This is a genomic window from Mycobacterium sp. PS03-16, assembly GCF_004570325.1.
In the GTDB taxonomy this organism is placed as follows: Bacteria; Actinomycetota; Actinomycetes; order Mycobacteriales; family Mycobacteriaceae; genus Mycobacterium.
On the sequence record NZ_SPQO01000002.1, the window covers coordinates 265928 to 285094 of the forward strand.

Here is a 19167-nt window from a genome sequence, read left to right on the forward strand (position 1 = left end):
CCTTCGACGAGACCGCCGCACTAGGGTCGAAAACATGACCGATCAGACGCAGCAGATCCCCGACATCGCAGCCACTCCGGCGTGGCAGGCTCTGGTCCGGCACCACGAGGAGATCGGGGGTCGGCACCTGCGGGAGTTCTTCGCCGACGACCCGAAGCGCGGTACCGAGCTGACGCTGACGGTCGGTGACCTCTACATCGACTACAGCAAGCACCGCATCACCCGCGAGACGGTGGCGCTGCTGATCGACCTGGCCCGGGCGGCCGGGCTCGAGCAGCGGCGCGACGCGATGTTCTCCGGCGTGCACATCAACACCTCCGAGGACCGCGCGGTGCTGCACACCGCGCTGCGGCTGCCCCGCGGGGCCACGCTCGAGGTCGACGGACAGGACGTGGTCGCCGACGTGCACGACGTCCTGGACCGGATGGGTGACTTCACCGACCGGCTGCGCAGCGGCGAATGGACCGGCGCCACCGGCGAACGCATCACGACCGTGGTCAACATCGGGATCGGCGGATCGGATCTCGGCCCGGTGATGGTCTACGAGGCGCTGCGCCACTACGCCGACGCCGGCATCTCGGCGCGCTTCGTGTCCAACGTGGACCCCGCCGACCTGGTGGCCAAGCTCGACGGCCTCGACCCGGCCCGCACGCTGTTCATCGTCGCCTCGAAGACGTTCTCGACGCTGGAGACACTGACCAACGCGACCGCCGCGCGGCGCTGGCTGACCGATGCGCTCGGCGACGCCGCGGTGGCCAAGCACTTCGTCGCGGTGTCGACGAACCGCAAGCTGGTCGACGACTTCGGCATCAACACCGACAACATGTTCGGGTTCTGGGACTGGGTCGGCGGCCGGTACTCGGTGGACAGCGCGATCGGGCTGAGCGTGATGGCGGTGATCGGCCGGGAGCGGTTCGCGGAATTCCTGTCCGGCTTCCACGTCGTCGACGAGCATTTCCGCACCGCGCCGCTGGAGGTCAACGCGCCGGCGCTGCTCGGGCTGATCGGGCTGTGGTACTCGAACTTCTTCGGCGCACAGTCCCGCGCGGTGCTGCCCTACTCCAACGACCTGTCACGGTTCGCGGCCTACCTGCAGCAGTTGACCATGGAGTCCAACGGCAAGTCGGTACGCGCCGACGGCTCGTCCGTCGTCACCGACACCGGCGAGATCTTCTGGGGTGAGCCGGGCACCAACGGCCAGCACGCGTTCTACCAGCTGCTGCACCAGGGCACCCGGCTGGTGCCCGCGGACTTCATCGGGTTCAGCCGGCCCACCGACGATCTGCCGACCGCCGACGGCACGGGCAGCATGCACGACCTGCTGATGAGCAACTTCTTCGCCCAGACCCAGGTGCTGGCGTTCGGCAAGACGGCCGAGGAGATCGCCGCCGAAGGGACTCCGTCGGATGTGGTGCCGCACAAGGTGATGCCCGGCAACCGGCCCACCACGAGCATTCTCGCGACCACGCTGACGCCGTCGGTGGTGGGCCAGCTGGTCGCGCTCTACGAGCACCAGGTGTTCACCGAGGGTGTGGTGTGGGGCATCGACTCGTTCGATCAGTGGGGCGTCGAGCTGGGCAAGACGCAGGCCAAGGCGCTGCTGCCGGTGCTGACCGGCGACGACTCCCCGGCCGAGCAGTCCGACACCTCGACCGACGCCCTGGTGCGCCGCTACCGCAGCGAGCGCGGCCGCTCCGCCTAGCCGCCTGGCGATTTCGGTGTGGTTGGTCACGGCCAGCGCGACCAACTACCCCGAAATCGCTACTTGAGCAGGCGCGACATCCGCCGGTCGGCCAGCACCTTGCCACCGGTCTGGCACGTCGGGCAGTACTGGAAGGACTTGTCCGCGAACGACACCTCACGCACGGTGTCCCCGCACACCGGACACGGCAGCCCGGTGCGGGCGTGCACCCGCAGCCCGGACCGCTTCTCGCCCTTGAGCGTCGCGGCCTGCTGGCCCACCGACCGCGACACCGCGTCGGTCAGCACCGAGATCATCGCGTCGTGCAGGGTGGCCAGTTGTTCACCGGTCAGCTTGCTGGCGGTGGCGAACGGGGAGAGCCGGGCGACGTGCAGGATCTCGTCGCTGTAGGCGTTGCCGATGCCGGCGATCACCTTCTGGTCGGTGAGGACGGTCTTGATGCGGCCGCTCTGCCCGGCCAGCACCGCGCCGAGATCCTCGGCGGTCAACTCGAGCGCGTCGGGGCCGAGGGTGGCGATGCCCGGCACCGAGGCCGGGTCCGCGACCAGCCACACCGCGAGCCGCTTCTGGGTGCCGGCCTCGGTCAGGTCGAACCCCGCACCCTCCCCCGGCCGGCCGAGGTGCACGCGCAGCGCGATCGGCCCCTTACCCGGTTTGAGCGGTGCGGCCGCCAGCTTGTCCGACCACTTCAACCAGCCCGCGCGCGACAGGTGGGTGATCAAATGCAGATCGCCGGCCTGCAGGCCGAGGTACTTCCCCCACCGGTGGGCACCGGTGACCTCGCGGCCGTGCAGCGCGGTGATCGGCGGGTCGAAGGTCTTGAGGACCGAGAACGCCGAGACGTCGACGCGCCCGATGGTCGAGCCGACGGCGTGGCGGCGCAGATGGTCGGCGAGCGCTTCGACCTCCGGCAGTTCAGGCATGGGTCCAGTGTGCCGTCAGTTCTTGACCAGGCCGCCGGTGAGCAGCGAGAGCACCCAGCTCACGATCGACAGCACGATGCCGGCCCAGATCGCGGTCCACCAGAAGTGGTCGATGGCCAGACCCCAGTGGGTGGTGTGCTCGGTGATCCACGCGGTGAACCACAGCATCAGCGCGTTGATCACGATATGGATCAGCCCGAGCGTGAGGACGTAGAGCGGGATCGACATGATCTGCACGATCGGTTTGATCACCGCGTTGACCAGGCCGAAGATCACCGCGACCACGAACACGATGCCGATCCGCTGCAGCGTGGTGTCGCCGCCGACGAACGTCATGCCGGGCACGAACCAGGTGACGATCCACAGCGCGATCCCGGTCAGCGCGGCACGCAGCAGAAACGCCATGCGCCCGATCCTGCCACGCACGCGCCGCGGGCACGGGACGACGCGGCGTCAGCTCTCTTTTCCGCGCGAGTGGCGCAGCTTGCGGCCCAGCTCGATGTCCTTCTCCTCGGCTTCGGCCTGCTTCTTGATGTTGCGGTCGTCGCGGGGCGGCAGCTGCAGATCGCGTTCGGCGGGCAGGCCGGCCTGCAACTGCCTGCCGCGTTCGAGTTCGGCGTCCAGTTCGGCGCCGAACAGCAGCACCACGTTGGTGATCCACAGCCAGAGCAGGAACACGATGACGCCGGCCAGCGCGCCGTAGGTCTTGTTGTAGCTGCCGAAGTTGGCGACGTAGAGGCCGAACAGCACCGAGGCCAGGACCCAGACAAGGATCGCGATCAGCGCGCCCAGCGACATCCAGCGGAACTTCGGCTGCTTGACGTTGGGCGTCGCGTAGTACAGGACGGCGACGACGAGCACCACGAACAGCAGGATCACCGGCCATTTGGCGATGCCCCAGACGGTGACGGCGGCCTCGCCGAGGCCGATGACACCGCCGATCGCCTCGGCCACCGGACCGCTGACGGCCAGCATGAACGCCACCGCCGCGGCCAGCACCAGCGCCCCCAGGGTCAGGATCAGCTGCAGCGGGCGCAGTTTCCAGAACGGCCGGCCCTCGTCGATCTCGTAGATGCGGTTCATCGCGCGGGCGAAGGCGCCGACGTAGCCGGATGCCGACCACAGCGCGCCGAGGATGCCGAAGATCAGCGCCAAGCCGGCCGACGGCGCGGCGACCAGCTGTTCGATGGTGGGCCGCAGCGTGTCGACCGCGGTACCCGGCGCGACGTCGTCGACCAGGTCGAGCACCGCGTTGGTGGTGCGCTCCCCCTGCCCGATGACGCCGAGCAGCGACACCATCACCAGCAGCGCCGGGAACAGCGAGAGCACCGCGTAATAGGTCAGCGCGGCGGCGAGGTCGGTGCACTGGTCCTGCTGGAACTCCCTGGCGGTCTTACGCAGCACATACAGCCACGACCGTTTCGTCAGATCGGTCGGGGAGTCCGGTTTGCGTGGATCGTCCGGATCGGGCACACGGTTTTCCGCCTCGGCAGGCGCGGATTCGGCCATGCCCCGTCGATACCCGGGCGCCGGTCCGTCAAACGCAATCCCCGCTGTACCGCAGGTACCCGATACCCCGGGTATTGACATGTGAGCGACGGCGACCCTACCGTCGGCAAGTACCCGGCCAACGAAGGGACGTCGACGATGACAGCCTCGGTCCGATCCAGCACCGCCCGCAGCCGCCAGGAGTTCTCCGAACGCCTGCTCAAGGGTTCGGTGAAGAAGTCCTACGCCCCGATCGTCGACATCGACTGGGACGCGCCGCTGGATCCCGACAAATTCTTCCTGCCGCCGAAGGTGGTGTCACTGTACGGAACCCCGTTGTGGGACACCATGACCCGCGAGCAGCAGATCGAACTCTCGCGCCAGGAACTGGTCAACACGCTCTCGGCGGGCATCTGGTTCGAGAACATCCTCAACCAGGCGTTGCTGCGCAAGATGATGCACCAGGACCCGACCGCCCGGGCCACCCACTACGAGCTCACCGAACTGGGTGACGAAACCCGCCACATGGTGATGTTCGGCCGGGCCATCACCACCGTCGGCGCCCGGCCGATCCAGCCGCGGCGCTCGCAGCGGATCATCATCAACGCGCTGCCGTTCCTGTTCCGCGGCTCGCTGCTGTGGGTGGCGGCGCTGGTCGGCGAGGAGATCTTCGACAGCCTACAGCGCCAGATGCTCGAAGACCCCGAGCTGCAACCGGTTGTGCAGCGGCTCATGCGCATTCATGTCACCGAGGAGGCGCGCCACATCCAGTTCGCCCGCGACGGCGTGCGCAAGCGGGTGCCGCACATGCGCAGGCTCACCCGGATGTGGGTGGCCAATCTGCACGGGGTCGGCGGCCCGTTCTACCAACGCCTGTTCACCAACGCCGTGCCCTACCGCCGCGTCGGCCTGGACCCGAAGCAGGCGCAACGGATGGCCAGGCGCAGCCCGTATCGCCGCGAGGTACAGGTGAGCGGGTTCGCTCCGCTGGCCGCTTTCCTCACCGAGACCGGCCTGATGGGCCGCGTGGCCCGGCGGATGTGGAAGCGCGCCGGTTTCCTGTGAGCACACCGCTTTTCGACGTCGTGGTGATCGACGCCCCTGAGCTTCGTGACGCGCTGGGCGGCGACGTGCTGTCGCTGTCCGGCCCGGCCGTGGCAGGCGCGCGCTTCGACGAGACGGCCCACCGGTGGACGATCGACACCGGCGATGGCACCGTCGACTCGGGCCTCGTCATCAGCGCGGCGGACGGCAACGCCCCGTACCTCGGCGTGGCCGAGCACGGGCGCCCCAACTGGTTCAGCCTGGCCGCGGCCGAGCCGCTGCGCACCGCGCAGGTGCGGTTCATCGCCGAGTGCCTCCGGTTGATGGCCGCCACCGGATCCACCCGGATCGAGGTGCGCCACAGCGCGCAGCGCGAGGCCGGCGCCCCGGCACGCACCGGGCGCTGGTTCTGGCACCGGATGCGGCGCCGGATCGGCACCGCGTTCGACTTCAGCTCCCACGTGGCGGTCGAGGACGAGGTGTACGACGGTCCCGCCGACCTCGGCGCCGGCGACACAGTCCACGCGGTGCGGGTCCGGCTGTCGGGTCACCTCGACCCGATCGACGGCCGATACCATTGGCGCGGACTGATTCTCGACGCCCTGCCCGATGACGCGCTGCCCCGCTCCGGGGCGGTCACCGTGACCATCGACGGACGCACCGCGCCGGGCCGCATCGCCGAGCGCACGCCGTGGGGCAGCCACGCCGTGGCCGGGGTCGGGACGCCGCCGTTCGCGCTCGACGACGTGGTGGTCAGCATCCCGGCCCACTAGCGCTGTTCGCGCTGCCGTTGATCGGCGACCCGCTGCGCGGCCGCGTCCCCTTCTTCCCGTTCGATGGCGCCGAACACCTTGTCGGCCTTGCTGTCCGGCATCAGAGGCGGCAGCAGCGGCGTGGCGGCGTCCACCATCGCCTCGATCAGCGTCGGGCGGTCGGCGCTCAGGGCGCGCGACCACGCCTCGCCGGCCGCGGCCGAATCGGTGAGCCGGATGCCCTGCAGGCCCAGCAGTTCGGCGTAGTCGGCGTACGGGAACGCCGGCACGTCCTGCGAGGCGGTGAACCGCGGATTGCCCTCCATCTCGCGCTGCTCCCACGACACCTCGGTGAGGTCGGCGTTGTGCAGCACCAGGATCGCGAAGCGCGGGTCGGCCCAGCTGCGCCACCGGTCGGCGATCGTGATCAGCTCGAGCAGCCCGCTCATCTGCATGGCGCCGTCCCCCACGAGCGCGACCACCGGACGTTGCGGCGCATCGAGTTTCGCGGCCACACCGTACGGCAGTGCGCAGCCCATGGAGGCCAGATAGCCCGACACGTGCGCGGGGACGCCCGCGGGCAGCCGGAGGTGCCGGGCATACCAGTAGGTGGTCGAGCCGACATCCACCGCGACGCGCGCGTCGGCGGGCAGGTGCTCCGACAGCGCGCGAACCACGGCCTCGGGGTTGGCGTCGGTGAACTCGACCGCCGCCCGGGCGTCGGCGTCCTCATGCCACTGCTGCGTCCACTGCCGCACCCGGTCCTGCCACCCGCGGTCGGCGGCCGGTTCGAGAAGCGGCAGCAGCGCCGACAGGCTCGCCGCGGCTTCGCCGATCACCGGCGCCTCCACCGGGTACTTCGCGCCGATCACGCGCGGTTGCACGTCGATCTGCACGGCGCGGGCCTGGCCGGGCGGCGGATAGAACTCGGTCCACGGATCGTTGCAGCCGACGATCAGCAGCGTGTCGCAGTTCTCCATGAGCCGGGCGCTGGCCGTGGTGCCGAGGTGGCCCATCACCCCGGTGTGCCACGGTTCGTCCTCGCGCAGAACCGGCTTGCCGAGCAGCGACGTCGTGACGCCGGCGCCGAGCACGTCGACGATGCGGACGATCTCCTCCTCGGCGCCCGCCGCTCCCCGCCCGACCAGCAGCGCGGTCCGGTCTCCGGCGTTGAGCACCTCGGCGGCCTTGCGGATCTGACTGTCGGGAGCGGTGATCCGGGCCCGCGCGCTGACCGCCGCCGACGGGACGACGCCGTGGGTGTGCTGCACCTCGTCGGGCATCTCGGCCTGCTGCACGTCGTGCGGGATGATCAGGCACGTCGGCGTGGACGTCGCGATCGCGGTGCGCATCGCGTTGTCCAGTGCCATCAACGCCTGCTCGGGTGCGAACACCGTCTGCACGTACTGCCCACACACGTCCTTGAACAGCGCGTGCAGATCGACCTCCTGCAGATACCCGCTGCCCAGCGCGGTCGAGACCACCTGGCCGACGATCGCGACGACCGGCCGCCGGTCGAGTTTCGCGTCGTACAGCCCGGCCAGCAGGTGGATCGCGCCCGGGCCCTGGGTGGCCATACAGACGCCCACGCCGCCGCTGTACTTGGCATGTCCGCACGCCATGAACGCCGCGAGTTCCTCGTGCCGGGTCGACACGAATTCCGGGGCGCCGGCGCGCTGTAACGCACCGAGCAGGGTGTTGATGCCGTCGCCGGCGTAGCCGAAGATGCGCTCGGCGCCCCAGTCACGGAGCCGGGCAACGATCGCGTCGGCGACGAGGTTCGTCGCTGATGATTCGGTCATCGCCGCCGCATACCCGGCGGGCCCGACGCCAATCAGCGACGGCGCCCGGCGACACTCACTGCCGGCTAGCTGAGGTCCTCGTCCGTCAGCGCCGCGAAGCCCTTCGCCTGTCCGCGGGCCAGCGCCGCGCGCACCACACCGACGATGAGCCCCTGGATGGCGGCAGCGATGAACACTTCCTTCATCGATCGGCTCAGATCCTTGGGATCGGGTTCTTCGTCGTCCGGATTCACCCGCTGCCAGATCTCGGTGAAGATCTTGCCTGCGATGAGCCCCCCGAGGACGCTGCTGGCGATCGACAGGGGCTTGTAGACAGTCTTGGCCGCGCTCATGGCGCTTGCGTTCCCGTCGCCGCGAAGTCCAAACCCAGCACTAGAACCTGTTCTAGTATCGGTCGGTGCGATTCACCTACGCCGAGGCGATGACCGATCCCACCTACTACATCCCGCTGGCGCAGGCGGCCGAGGCGGCCGGGTACCACGCGATGACGATCCCCGACAGCGTCGCCTACCCCTTCGATTCCGACTCGACCTACCCCTACACCGAAGACGGCAGCCGCGAGTTCCTCGACGGCAAGGCGTTCATCGAATCCTTCGTGCTGGCCGGTGCCCTCAGCGCCGTGACCACCACGCTGAAGTTCAACTTCTTCGTCCTCAAACTGCCGATCCGCCCGCCCGCCCTGGTGGCCAAACAGGCCGGGTCGCTGGCCGCGCTGTTCGGCAACCGCCTCGGCCTCGGCGTGGGCACCAGCCCGTGGCCGGAGGACTACGAGCTGATGGGCGTCCCGTTCGCCAAGCGCGGTAAGCGCATGGACGAGTGCATCGAGATCATCAAGGGCCTCACCACCGGCGAGTACTTCGAATTCCACGGCGAGTTCTACGACATCCCGAAGACCAAGATGACGCCCGCCCCGACGCAGCCGGTGCCGATCCTGGCCGGCGGGCACGCCGATGCCGCGCTGCGGCGCGCCGCCCGCTGCGACGGGTGGATGCACGGTGGCGGCGACCCGGACGAGCTCGACCGGCTGATCAAACAGCTCACTGCGTTCCGCGAGGAGCAGGGCCGCACCGGGCCGTTCGAGATCCACGTCATCTCGGCCGACGCGTTCACCGTGGACGGCATCAAACGCCTGGAGGACAAGGGCGTGACCGACGTGATCGTCGGCTTCCGCATCCCCTACATCACCGGACGCGACACCGAGCCGCTGCAGGACAAGATCCGCAACCTCGAATGGTTCGCCGAGAACGTCATCTCCAAGGTGCACACCGCGTAAACCGACCCCTCCCGGGGTACAGACACAACGATGTCTGGCGGGGCCAACGGATGAATGATGCGTTGCGGGTCGTGGCGGTCGGCGCGTCGGCGGGTGGCGTTGAGGCGCTCACCCAGTTGGTCGCGGCCCTGCCGACCGACCTCCCGTACGCGGTGCTTGTTGTTCTGCATATGCCGGCCGACGCACCCAGCGTCCTCGCCGAGATCCTGAATCGACGGTCTCCGCTGCCGGCGTCCCCCGCCGTCCACGGCGGTGAAATGAAGCCCGGGCACATCTACGTCGCCGTGCCCGATCGTCACTTCCTGGTCAGTGATCATCGGATGGTGCTGACCGAAGGGCCGACGGAGAACGCACACCGACCGTCGGTCAACGCGCTCTTCCGATCGGTGGCGCTGCAATTCGGGCCGCGGGCCATCGGCGTGGTGTTGTCCGGCGTCCTCGACGACGGTGTTCTGGGCGCCAAGGCGATCCGCGACCGCGGCGGTGTGACGGTGGCCCAACTGCCCGGCGATGCCATGTTCCCGTCGATGCCTCAGCACGCGGTCGACGCGCGCGTCATCGATCACCAGGCCGCCGCCGCGGACATCGGCGCCCTTCTCACCAAGCTGTCCGGCCGCGCGATCGAGGAGCGGGAGATGGAACCCGACCGGAGTATGGAGTTGGAGAATCGGATCGCGATGGGCAGGAAGTTCAACGTCGACTTCGACACCGAAGCCCTCGGACCACCGTCGGGGTACACCTGCCCGGACTGCAACGGTTCTCTCGTGACGATCAGCGACACGAGCTATCGGTGCGAGGTCGGGCACGCGTGGACCGCCGACGCGCTGCTCGGGGCCCGCGACGACGAGGTCGAGGGAGCCCTGTGGGTGGCTTTGCGGAGCCTTCAGGAGAAGGCCCGGCTGTCACGCCGGCTGTCCGAGACCGTTGGCCCCGGCGCACTCCAGCGCCGCTACACGCAGCAGGCCGAGGAAGCGGAGCGGGCGATGACAATCCTCGGTAAGCGTCTCGCCGATCCGTCTCTGGACGAGGGCGGCGGCGGTGAGCTGTAACCACGGGGACCTGCTCATCGACGCCATGGCCGACGGCGATGCAGCGGTCCTGACGCTGCGCGGAACACTCGACAGCAGTACCTACCAGCGGGTGCGCGACCGGATCATCAAGGCGGCGCTCGACGAGCCGGCGGCGGTGGTCGTCGACGTCACGCGGCTCGATGTACCCGCCCAGTCGGCATGGTCGGTGTTCACCAGCGCACGCTGGCATGTCGCGCGGTGGCCCGACGTGCCCATCCTGCTGGTGTGTGAACACGAGTGGGGACGAGGCGCGATCAAGCGCAACGGAATATGTCGCTACGTTCCGGTATTCCCGAGTGCTTCCGCGGCCCTCGCCGCACAGGCAGACGGTGAATCGCGGCCTCACCGGCGCCGCGCGCGCACGGATCTGGTCGCAGGACGGGGCAGCCTGGCCCAGTCCCGCTCGGTGATCGAGGAATGGTTGACGACGTGGTCGCAAACGGCGTACATCCCCGTCGCCAAGGTCGTCGCCACCGCTCTGATAGAGAACGTTCTCGAGCACACCGAGAGCGCACCATCGCTACGGCTGGAGACCGACGGCACAGTGCTCACCGTCGCGGTCGACGACACCAGCAGCCGCCCGGCGCACGTCCGCGAAGAGGTCGACTCGCCGGATCTTCCCTCGGGCCTGAGGATCGTCGCGGTCCTGACCCGGATGTGGGGTAACGCGCCGACGCCGACCGGCAAGACCGTGTGGGCGGTGCTGGGACCGGAGAATTGCCTCTAGCCGCGAGTATGTTCAATCTCCGTGGTCAATTCCGGCGGACGGGACGATGGTGAGCGGCGAGACTGACGAATCGTTCGAAGCGCTCCTGCGCTTCATGCGGGACTCCCGGGGATTCGACTTCACGGGCTACAAGCGAACGTCGCTGATGCGGCGGGTCCGCCACCGGATGGATCAGTCCGGCCATCAGACGTTCGACGAGTACCTCGATGTTCTGCAGGCGTCGTCGGACGAATTCTCGGCGCTGTTCAACACGATCCTCATCAACGTCACCGGATTCTTCCGTGACCCGGCGGCCTGGGAGGTCATCCGCGATGACGTCATCCCGTCGATCCTGGCCGAACGGGGCCCGCACGATCCCATCCGGGTGTGGAGCGCCGGGTGCGCGTCCGGTCAGGAGGCGTACACGCTGGCCATGCTCTTGGCCGAGGTGCTCGGGCCGGAGAGCTTCCGGCGCCGGGTGAAGATCTACGCGACCGACGTCGACGAGGACGCCCTTTCCGAGGCGCGGGCGGCGTCCTACGACGCGAAGGCCGTGGAGTCGGTTCCCGCGACTCTGCTCGAGCGGTACTTCGACCACGCAGGCGGCCGTTACACCTTCCGGAAGGATCTGCGGCGCGCCGTGATCTTCGGGCGCAACGACCTCGTCCGGGATGCTCCGATCTCCCGCGTCGACCTGCTGACGTGCCGGAACACGCTCATGTACTTCAACGCCGAGACCCAGCGCAATGTGCTCAACCGCCTGCACTTCGCCCTCGCGCCGATGGGCACCCTGTTCCTGGGCCACGCCGAGATGCTGCTCAGTCACAGTGATCGCTTCACCGCGCTCGACCTGAAGAATCGAATATTCCGAAAGTCGTTACGCTCGTTCCACTCTCAGGATCGCGTCGATCCTCCGGTGCCTGCCATCGAGCGCTCCGGCGACCTCCCGGGACTGTCCCCGCTCAGGGAATTGGCTTTCCGGGTCAGCCCCGTGGCCCAGATCGTGGTGACCGGTGACGACGTCGTCGCCATGGTCAACCAGCAGGCCGAGGTGATGTTCGGGCTGTCCGCGCGCGACATCGGCAGGCTGCTGCGTGATCTGGAGATCTCGTTTCGTCCGGTGGAGCTGCGTGCCCATCTCGAGCAGGCGAAGGTCGAGCGGCGCTCGGCTCGCATCGAGGACGTCCGATGGCAACGCCCCGGCGCGGAAGAGACCTGGTTCGAAATTCATGTGAACCCGCTCGTGGACTCCGAAAACGGGCTGCTCGGCGTCTCGGTGGTGTTCTTCGACGTCACGTCGACACGCGCGCTGATCGACCGAGTGGTACACACCAACCGGCAGCTCGAAACCGCGTACGAGGAGTTGCAGTCCACGAACGAGGAGTTGGAGACCACCAACGAGGAATTGCAGTCGACCGTCGAAGAGCTCGAGACCACCAACGAGGAACTGCAGTCCACCAACGAAGAACTCGAGACGATGAACGAGGAGCTGCAGTCCACCAACGACGAGCTACACACCATCAATGACGCTCTGCGGGAACGCAGCGCCGAACTCGACGACGCCCACGGGTTCCTGGACACCCTCGTGAATTCCATCCGATTCGGCATGATCGTGGTGGATCGGGAATTGCGGGTCGTGGTGTGGAACCGCGGATGTGAAGAGCTGTGGGGCCTGCGCTCCGATGAAACGACGGGCAACCTGCTCGCGGCGCTGGACTTCGGGCTCCCGGTGCAGGACATCAACCCGTTGATCGGGCAGGTATTCGTCGAAGCGGACAGCGTGGGCACGGCGACGGTCGATGCGGTGAACCGCCGGGGACGCCCGGCCAGAGTCAGGGTCACCTGCACCGCATTCAGGTCCCCGAACGGCACCGTCGATGGCGCCCTGCTGTTGATTGAAGAAGTCGCCACCTAGCGCCGGCGGCGGATGTCGTCGTCCCGGCCGCGATCGTCCGCGGCGGCGGCGCCGTCGTGCCGGTCCGCTTCGAGCCGGTGGTATTCGGCCGCGTCCTGGTGGGACTCCGCACTCCCGTCGCCGGCCCGCAGCGCGGCTTCTTCGTGTATCGCCGCCGCGCGACGATGCGCCTCACCGGCCTCGCGGTGCCGCAGTGCCGCCGCCTCGTGTGCCTGGATGGCGCGTTCGAGCGCGTCACCGGCCCGCTGCCGGGCAAGGCGGACCGTCTCGTCGGACGACGGCAAGCCCTGCGCCAGTTCATGACGCCGGGCGCGCAGTTCCTCGGCGCGGGCCTTCGCCGTCGCGCCGCGACCGGCCGCTGCACTGTCGTCGGACGGGTTCGTCGTCGTGCTCATGGTTCGCTTTCCGGCCAGGTACCGGTTCAACCGTACTGCGCACGCGCACGGCACACATCCGTCACGCCCGAAGCGTCTCATGCGGGCTGCGGCCGTAGGTCTGCCGGTACTGCACTGCGAAGCGGCCGGTGTGGGCGAACCCCCAGCGCGCAGCGATGCTGGTCACGGTGTCGTCGACCGGGTTGCCGGAGAGCAGATCCTGGTGGGCGTGGTGCAGGCGCAATCGCCGCAGGTACTGCAGCGGGGTGGTCTCGAGGTGTCTGCGGAACATGTACTGCACCGCCCGGGGTGAGATGTGCACTGCCGCGGAGATGTCGGCCAGCGCGATCTCGTTGCCGGCATTCGCCTCGATGAAGTCGACCGCCCGCCGCAGCAGCGCCGGGTAGTGCTCGGCACACTCCGCATCCTCGTCTTGGGCAGTGACGGAGTTGGGGAACGCCGCGAGCGTCGCGGCGGCTAGCAACCGGCTGGCCTGCCCGAGCAGCACCGGGCCGGCCGACGCGGCGTCGGCCAGCACGGTCTGAGTGACGTATCGCACGGTCTCCTGCCACAGCCGGCAGGCGGCCTCGTCGACCGGCGCAAACGACGAGAACCGGATGGGCAACGCGGTGTGGGCGGCGGGCAGTCCGGTGGCGACCTCGGCGACCAGCGCCGGGTCGAGCAGCACGGTGGTGACCGTCAGGTCCTCGGTGTGCGCTTCGAACGGCAGGTCGTGCTGCGCGGTCATCGTGACGTCACCGGTGCCGGCGACAGTGCTCATGCCTTCGCAGTCGCTCTCCACGGTGCCGCCGTGCACCCACAGCACCATGACCTTCTCGAGCGCATCCGGTGCGCATTTGAGTTCACCGGCGATGCGCAGCTCGTCGATCGCGAACCGGCCGGCGTCGGTGCGGGCGTGCGACAGCAGCGGGACATCGTCGCGCCGCTCGGTGATCGCCGACAGGCGCAACCGGGCGCCGTAGGCGGTTTCGAGGTACGCCGCGACCTCGTCGGGATCGGTGAGCTCGACGAGGGTGTGTTCGGTTCCGGTCGGACCAACAGCTGAAGTAATGGTGACCACCTCAACCAGGTGACGCTGTGCGGGGCTGGTGCTGAACCCCCGGGTGACCTCCCAGGTTACTCGGCGCGACCGACGGTCAGCGCGTCAGCGCGCCGAACGCGTTCGGCGATGGCTGTCGGGTTCAGCACATGGTCGAGCACCACCATGGCACTGCCGATCACGCCGGACCGGTCGCCGAACGCGGCGGGCAGCACCTGCAGGGTCCGGGTGGCCAGGGCGGTCGCGTAGCCGTACAGCGACTCCCGCAGGCCGGCGACGAAGATGTCGTAGGCCTCGACCATGTCGCCGGCGACCACGAGTTCGGCCGGGTTGAGCAGGTTCACCGCGGCGGCCATCACCTGGCCGACATGGCGGCCGCTGTCCCTGATGAGCCGGCGGGCCTCGGCGTCGCCGCCGTGGGCCAGGCCGATGACCTCTCTCAGGTGCGTCACGTCCCGGCCCTGTTCACGCAGCGCGCGGACCAGCGCCCAGCCACCGGCCACGGCCTCCAGGCAGCCACTGTCGCCGCAGCGGCACGCGATGCCGTCCGCGGCGGGCGTCTTGTTGTGGCCGAACTCCCCGGCGGCCTGGGCGGCACCGCGCTGCAGGGCGCCGCCGGCGATGATGCCCGCGCCCAGGCCGGTCGACGCCTTGACCACCAGGAGGTCGTCGACGGGTGGCCGGTCGGCGCGGCGCTCGGCCAGCGCGATCACGTTGGCGTCGTTGTCGAGTACGACCGGCGCACCGGTCAGGTCGGCGAAGTACGGGGGCAGCGCGACGCCGTCCCACCCGGTCATCACCGGCGAGTCGATGGTGCATCCGCGGCGCTGGTCGACGCTGCCGGGCAGGCTCAGCCCGACGCCGTAGACCGGGCACTGCCCGTGCCCGGAGTCGGCGAGCAGGGCCGCCGACCGGGTGACGACCTCCGGCATCAGCTCCCGGGGACCGCGACCGGGCCCCTGGTCGACGTCGTCGAGCGCCAGGATCGCGCCGGCCAGGTCGCAGACCGCCAGCCGGACCCGGCTGCGGCCGACCGCCGCGGCGAGCACCACACCGGCGGTGGCGTTGACGGTGAGCAGGGTGGCCGGGCGGCCGCCGGTGGAGGCGGCGGGCTGCACCTCGGTGACCAGACCGGCGTCGAGCAGCGGGGCGAGCCGGGCCGTCACCGCGGTGCGGGACAGACCGGTCCACTGTCCGATGTCGGCGCGGGTGATCGCGCCACGCGCCCGGATCAACGCATAGACCTCCCCGGGCCCAGGCGACACCGGCAGGACAGGCATGCCTGCCAGCGTAACGTCGCTCACTTATGTCTCAAAAAGACATAAGTGAGGTGGCGATGCGGCTTAAGTGTCGCTACCGTGGCTGCACGTGACCACATCTCTGGAGCGACCCCCGGTGCCGCAATCCGTGGTGGCGCCTGCGCCGTCGGTGCGCTGGCTCGCCGTGCTGGCACTCGCGCTCGGCGGGTTCGGCATCGGCACGACGGAGTTCGTGGCGATGGGCCTGCTGCCCGACATCGCGACCAGCCTGGGCGTCACCGAACCGACCGCCGGCCACGTGATCTCCGCCTACGCGCTGGGCGTGGTGGTCGGCGCACCGCTGATCGCGGCGCTGACCGCGCGCGTGCCCCGCCGCACGCTGCTGCTGACGCTGATGGCGGTGTTCACACTCGGGAACCTCGCCAGCGTGCTGGCGCCGACATACGGCACGCTGATGGCGGCGCGCTTCGTCGCCGGCCTGCCGCACGGCGCGTACTTCGGCGTGGCGGCACTGGTCGCCGCCCACCTGATGGGTCCGCAGCACCGCGCCAAGGCCGTCGCCCACGTGCTGACCGGCTTGACCGTCGCCACCGTCCTCGGCGTGCCGGTCGCATCGTGGCTCGGGCAGGCGCTGGGCTGGCGCGCGGCGTTCGGCCTGGTGGTGGGGATCGGGCTGGCCACCCTGGTTGCGCTGTGGCACTGGCTGCCGGGCCTGCGCTCGATGCACGTCACCAGCGCGCTGACCGAACTGGGCGCACTCAAGCGGGTGCAGGTATGGCTGGCGCTGGGCATCGGCATGATCGGCTTCGGCGGCATGTTCGCGGTGTACACCTACGTGTCCACCACGCTGACCGACGTCGCCGGACTGCCCCGCGCCCTGGTCCCGGTCGGGCTGATGATGTTCGGGCTCGGCATGGTGGTCGGCAACCTGGCCGGCGGCTGGCTGGCCGACAAGTCGGTGATCCGGGGCCTCTACCTGTCGATCAGCACACTCGGCGTCGTGCTCACGCTGTTCGTGCTCGCCGCGCACCACCCGGTGACGGCGCTGGCCGGACTGTTCGCGATCGGCGCGACCGGGTCGGCGATCGGACCGGCGCTGCAGACCCGGCTGATGGACGTCGCGCACGGCGCGCAGACCCTGGCGGCCGCACTGAACCACTCCGCGCTCAACATCGCCAACGCCACCGGTGCCTGGGTGGGCGGACTGGTCATCGCCGCCGGCCACGGGTACACCGCCCCGGCCGCCGCGGGCGCCGCGCTGGCCGCGGCCGGGCTCGTGGTGCTGACCGTGTCGGTGGCGTTGGGACGCCGCACCGGATAGCGGTTGACGGCCGTCAACTACGGGTGTGGTGGGATGACCTCCATGGCCGTACTGGACAGATTCCGTCTCGACGACAAGGTCGTCATCGTCACCGGAGCCTCCTCGGGCCTCGGGGTGTCATTCGCCAAGGCGTGCGCCGAGGCAGGCGCCGACGTGGTGCTGGCCGCCCGGCGCGTCGACAAGCTCGAGGGCACCGCCGAACTGGTCCGCGCCGCGGGTCGCCGGGCGCTGACCGTCGCGACCGACGTGGCCGACCCCGCGCAGTGCCAGGCGATGGTCGACGCCGCGATGGCCGAGTTCGGCCGCGTCGACGTGCTGGTCAACAACGCCGGTGTGGGCACCGCCGTGCCGGCCACCCGCGAGACGCCCGAGGAGTTCCGCGCCGTCGTCGACATCAACCTCAACGGGTCCTACTGGGCCGCGCAGGCGTGCGGGCGGGTGATGGGCCCGGGCAGCTCGGTGGTCAACATCTCCAGCATCCTCGGCATCACCACCGCCGGGCTGCCACAGGCCGCCTACGCCGCGAGCAAGGCCGCGATCGCCGGGCTGACCCGCGACCTGGCCCAGCAGTGGGGCACGCGGAAAGGCATCCGCGTCAACGCGATCGCGCCCGGCTTCTTCAAGTCCGAGATGACCGACCAATACAAGCCCGGCTACCTCGAATCCATGAGCCCGCGGCTGGTGCTGGGCCGGATGGGCGATCCGGAGGAACTGGCCGCGACGCTGGTGTGGCTGGCGTCGGACGCCGGCGGCTATGTCACCGGGCAGACCATCGTCGTCGACGGCGGCGTGACCATCACCTGACGCTCGCGCCGTTTCAACCGGCCCGCACGGGCTATCAATCCCCGGACTTCGGAAAGGGGACCGTGATGGCGACACCGGGCACACAGGGCACGCCGAGTGCCGCGCCGACCGCCGGGAAGGCGCCGGTGCAGAAGGCGGCGCTGGCCGTGGGCGTGGTGTTCCTCGTCGTCGGCGTGGCCGGATTCGTCCCGGGCATCACCACCGGCTACGACACGCTGCAGTTCGCCGGTCACCACTCGGAGGCCATGCTGCTCGGGCTGTTCAATGTGTCGGCACTGCACAACGTGGTGCACCTGCTGTTCGGGGTGCTCGGCGTGGCGCTGCACGGCACCTTCGGCGCCGCCAGGTGGTACCTGATCGGCGGCGGCGTCGTCTACCTGGCGCTGTTCGCGTACGGGCTGACCATCGACCACGATTCGGCGGCGAACTTCGTGCCGCTCAACACCGCCGACAACTGGCTGCACCTGGCACTCGGCGTCGGGATGGTCGCGCTGGGCGTGGCCCTCGGGCGGGTCCCGCGTCGCCTCCACGAAACCCGCCACTGAGCGGACCTGTCTTCGGGGACAGGAAAACCTACCCACCCCGCCGAGCGAATCTGGCTTCGCGGCGATTACGCCGCCGCGGCTCGACGACGACGATGAATCTCGTCCGCAGTCGAACCGACCCGAGGAAGCCCCATGACCGCCACCGCACGCACCGGATCCCCGCGCCGCCCCCACGACGAGACCGTGCGCCTGCGCCCGCTCGACGGCACCGGTCACGGCGAGAAGACGGTGCGGATCCGCCACATCGTCAGCGGCTTCGACGGGAAGACGGTGCGGCTGCGGCCCCTGGACCTGCCCGTGGTCGCCGACGTCGCCAAGACGGTCCGCGAGCGCTATGCCGATCTGAAGAAGCAGGAGATCCGGCCGCCGAACCGGTGGGAGATCGCGCGGATGGCGCTGGTGATGCTGCTGGCGTCGATGCCGATCCTGGGCATCTCGGTCGACGTGTTCGGGCTGGTGCCGCAGCACGTCACCTCGGTGGTGCTGATCGCGTTGACCGCGGTGCTGGGCGCGCTGGTCACGTTCGTGCCGCACCGGACCGACGTGATCGTCGGCCGCGGGCTGATCGCCGGGATGGTGGCGTGCATCGTCTACGACGGCGCCCGGTTGTTCGCCGTGCACGCGCTGGGCCTGATGGGCGACTTCATCCCGGTGATGGGCTCGTGGGTCACCGGTGAGCCCGACACGGCGGGCAGCGCAGCGGTCGGCTACGTGTGGCGCTACATCGGCGACGGCGGCGGGCTGGGTGTCGCGTTCTTCGTCGTGGCGTTCGCGCTGGGGATCGACCGCTGGCGCAACGTCTACGCGGTGCTGGCCGCCGTCGCGTTCGCGGTGTTCCCCACCTGGACCGGGTTGATCGCGACCGTCGCGCTGGCGCCGCGCGGCGAGCAGATGATGTTCCCGCTGAACGCCGCGACCGTCTCGGTCACGCTGATCGGCCACCTGATCTTCGGGCTGTTCCTGGGGCTGGCCTTCCTGAAGGCGCCGCGGGGACGGCAGCGCAGTGAATGGCCGTGGCCGCCGATCCTGGAAACCACGGCGGTCCGGCGGTTCCTACCGGTCGTCACTCACCGGCAGCCGTGAGCTGAGCGCGTTCGGCGGTCACAGACCTCCTGTCTGGGCGAAGATG

At 69.5% G+C, this 19167-nt stretch carries 18 protein-coding genes and 2 pseudogenes; 11 read left to right on the plus strand and 9 right to left on the minus strand.

Going from position 1 to position 19167, the window contains the following annotated elements:
- The first annotated feature begins 34 nt into the window (after window positions 1–34).
- Window positions 35–1702: a glucose-6-phosphate isomerase gene (gene pgi / locus E4P42_RS02805; protein ID WP_135122819.1), complete on the plus strand. Its 1668-nt coding sequence runs from the start codon at window positions 35–37 to the stop codon at window positions 1700–1702.
- Between the two features lie 59 nt (window positions 1703–1761).
- Here pgi and E4P42_RS27320 read toward each other — a convergent pair whose 3' ends face one another.
- The 4 genes and pseudogenes from E4P42_RS27320 to E4P42_RS02820 all read right to left on the minus strand — a co-directional run bounded on the left by E4P42_RS27320 (window position 1762) and on the right by E4P42_RS02820 (window position 4134).
- Window positions 1762–2229, minus strand: coding sequence for a zinc finger domain-containing protein (locus E4P42_RS27320; protein ID WP_245233867.1), 468 nt, complete (start codon window positions 2227–2229; stop codon window positions 1762–1764).
- Between the two features lie 153 nt (window positions 2230–2382).
- Window positions 2383–2625 (minus strand): annotated as a pseudogene (locus tag E4P42_RS27325) (DNA-formamidopyrimidine glycosylase family protein); the annotation flags it as partial.
- Window positions 2626–2640: 15 nt separating this feature from the next.
- Window positions 2641–3030 (minus strand): phage holin family protein, encoded by a 390-nt coding sequence (locus E4P42_RS02815; RefSeq protein WP_135122821.1) that lies wholly within the window; start codon window positions 3028–3030, stop codon window positions 2641–2643.
- Window positions 3031–3078: 48 nt separating this feature from the next.
- Window positions 3079–4134 carry a YihY/virulence factor BrkB family protein gene (locus E4P42_RS02820; protein ID WP_135122822.1) on the minus strand — a complete coding sequence of 352 codons (1056 nt, stop codon included), beginning with the start codon at window positions 4132–4134 and terminating at the stop codon, window positions 3079–3081.
- A 138-nt stretch (window positions 4135–4272) separates the two neighbouring features.
- Between E4P42_RS02820 and E4P42_RS02825 the strand changes: the two are divergent.
- Window positions 4273–5175, plus strand: a pseudogene (locus E4P42_RS02825) (diiron oxygenase); the annotation flags it as partial.
- Window positions 5175–5930: a DUF4873 domain-containing protein gene (locus E4P42_RS02830; RefSeq protein WP_135122824.1), complete on the plus strand. Its 756-nt coding sequence runs from the start codon at window positions 5175–5177 to the stop codon at window positions 5928–5930. The pseudogene E4P42_RS02825 and the gene E4P42_RS02830, both read left to right, overlap by 1 nt.
- Here E4P42_RS02830 and E4P42_RS02835 read toward each other — a convergent pair.
- Together E4P42_RS02835 and E4P42_RS02840 are read right to left on the minus strand one after the other, a co-directional pair.
- Window positions 5927–7711: a thiamine pyrophosphate-requiring protein gene (locus tag E4P42_RS02835; RefSeq protein WP_135122825.1), complete on the minus strand. Its 1785-nt coding sequence runs from the start codon at window positions 7709–7711 to the stop codon at window positions 5927–5929. The two genes, E4P42_RS02830 and E4P42_RS02835, sit on opposite strands and share 4 nt — an antisense overlap.
- 65 nt (window positions 7712–7776) lie before the next feature.
- Complete coding sequence (locus tag E4P42_RS02840) at window positions 7777–8043, minus strand: DUF4235 domain-containing protein (protein WP_135122826.1); 267 nt, start codon at window positions 8041–8043, stop codon at window positions 7777–7779.
- A gap of 65 nt (window positions 8044–8108) precedes the next feature.
- On the opposite strand from E4P42_RS02840, the gene E4P42_RS02845 reads away from it, so the two are divergent.
- From E4P42_RS02845 to E4P42_RS02860, 4 genes are all read left to right on the plus strand, one after another.
- Window positions 8109–8984 (plus strand): TIGR03619 family F420-dependent LLM class oxidoreductase, encoded by an 876-nt coding sequence (locus tag E4P42_RS02845; RefSeq protein WP_135122827.1) that lies wholly within the window; start codon window positions 8109–8111, stop codon window positions 8982–8984.
- A gap of 50 nt (window positions 8985–9034) precedes the next feature.
- Complete coding sequence (locus tag E4P42_RS02850) at window positions 9035–10033, plus strand: chemotaxis protein CheB (RefSeq protein WP_135122828.1); 999 nt, start codon at window positions 9035–9037, stop codon at window positions 10031–10033.
- Window positions 10034–10058: 25 nt separating this feature from the next.
- Entirely contained in the window at window positions 10059–10781 is a 723-nt protein-coding gene (locus tag E4P42_RS02855) for an STAS domain-containing protein (RefSeq protein WP_135122829.1), read from the plus strand.
- 94 nt (window positions 10782–10875) lie between these two features.
- Entirely contained in the window at window positions 10876–12675 is a 1800-nt protein-coding gene (locus E4P42_RS02860) for a CheR family methyltransferase (protein ID WP_371286976.1), read from the plus strand.
- On the opposite strand, the gene E4P42_RS02865 is transcribed toward E4P42_RS02860, so the two are convergent.
- The 3 genes from E4P42_RS02865 to E4P42_RS02875 all read right to left on the minus strand — a co-directional run bounded on the left by E4P42_RS02865 (window position 12672) and on the right by E4P42_RS02875 (window position 15389).
- Entirely contained in the window at window positions 12672–13070 is a 399-nt protein-coding gene (locus E4P42_RS02865) for a hypothetical protein (RefSeq protein ID WP_135122831.1), read from the minus strand. The two genes, E4P42_RS02860 and E4P42_RS02865, sit on opposite strands and share 4 nt — an antisense overlap.
- A 61-nt stretch (window positions 13071–13131) precedes the next feature.
- The gene (locus E4P42_RS02870; protein ID WP_245233860.1) at window positions 13132–14130 is read right to left on the minus strand and encodes a helix-turn-helix transcriptional regulator; all 999 of its coding nucleotides are present in this window, start codon (window positions 14128–14130) and stop codon (window positions 13132–13134) included.
- Window positions 14131–14186: 56 nt separating this feature from the next.
- Window positions 14187–15389 (minus strand): ROK family transcriptional regulator, encoded by a 1203-nt coding sequence (locus E4P42_RS02875; protein ID WP_135122832.1) that lies wholly within the window; start codon window positions 15387–15389, stop codon window positions 14187–14189.
- Between the two features lie 88 nt (window positions 15390–15477).
- Here E4P42_RS02875 and E4P42_RS02880 point away from each other — a divergent pair, with 88 nt between their 5' ends.
- The 4 genes from E4P42_RS02880 (at window position 15478) to E4P42_RS02895 (ending at window position 19121) form a co-directional block, all read left to right on the plus strand.
- Complete coding sequence (locus E4P42_RS02880) at window positions 15478–16689, plus strand: MFS transporter (protein ID WP_135122833.1); 1212 nt, start codon at window positions 15478–15480, stop codon at window positions 16687–16689.
- A gap of 42 nt (window positions 16690–16731) precedes the next feature.
- Complete coding sequence (locus E4P42_RS02885; protein WP_135122910.1) at window positions 16732–17493, plus strand: SDR family NAD(P)-dependent oxidoreductase; 762 nt, start codon at window positions 16732–16734, stop codon at window positions 17491–17493.
- Window positions 17494–17558: 65 nt separating this feature from the next.
- Window positions 17559–18038 (plus strand): DUF4383 domain-containing protein, encoded by a 480-nt coding sequence (locus E4P42_RS02890; RefSeq protein ID WP_135122834.1) that lies wholly within the window; start codon window positions 17559–17561, stop codon window positions 18036–18038.
- A 132-nt stretch (window positions 18039–18170) separates the two neighbouring features.
- A complete protein-coding gene (locus E4P42_RS02895) occupies window positions 18171–19121 on the plus strand; it encodes a hypothetical protein (protein WP_135122835.1) in 951 nt (316 codons plus the stop codon).
- Window positions 19122–19167 lie beyond the last annotated feature (46 nt).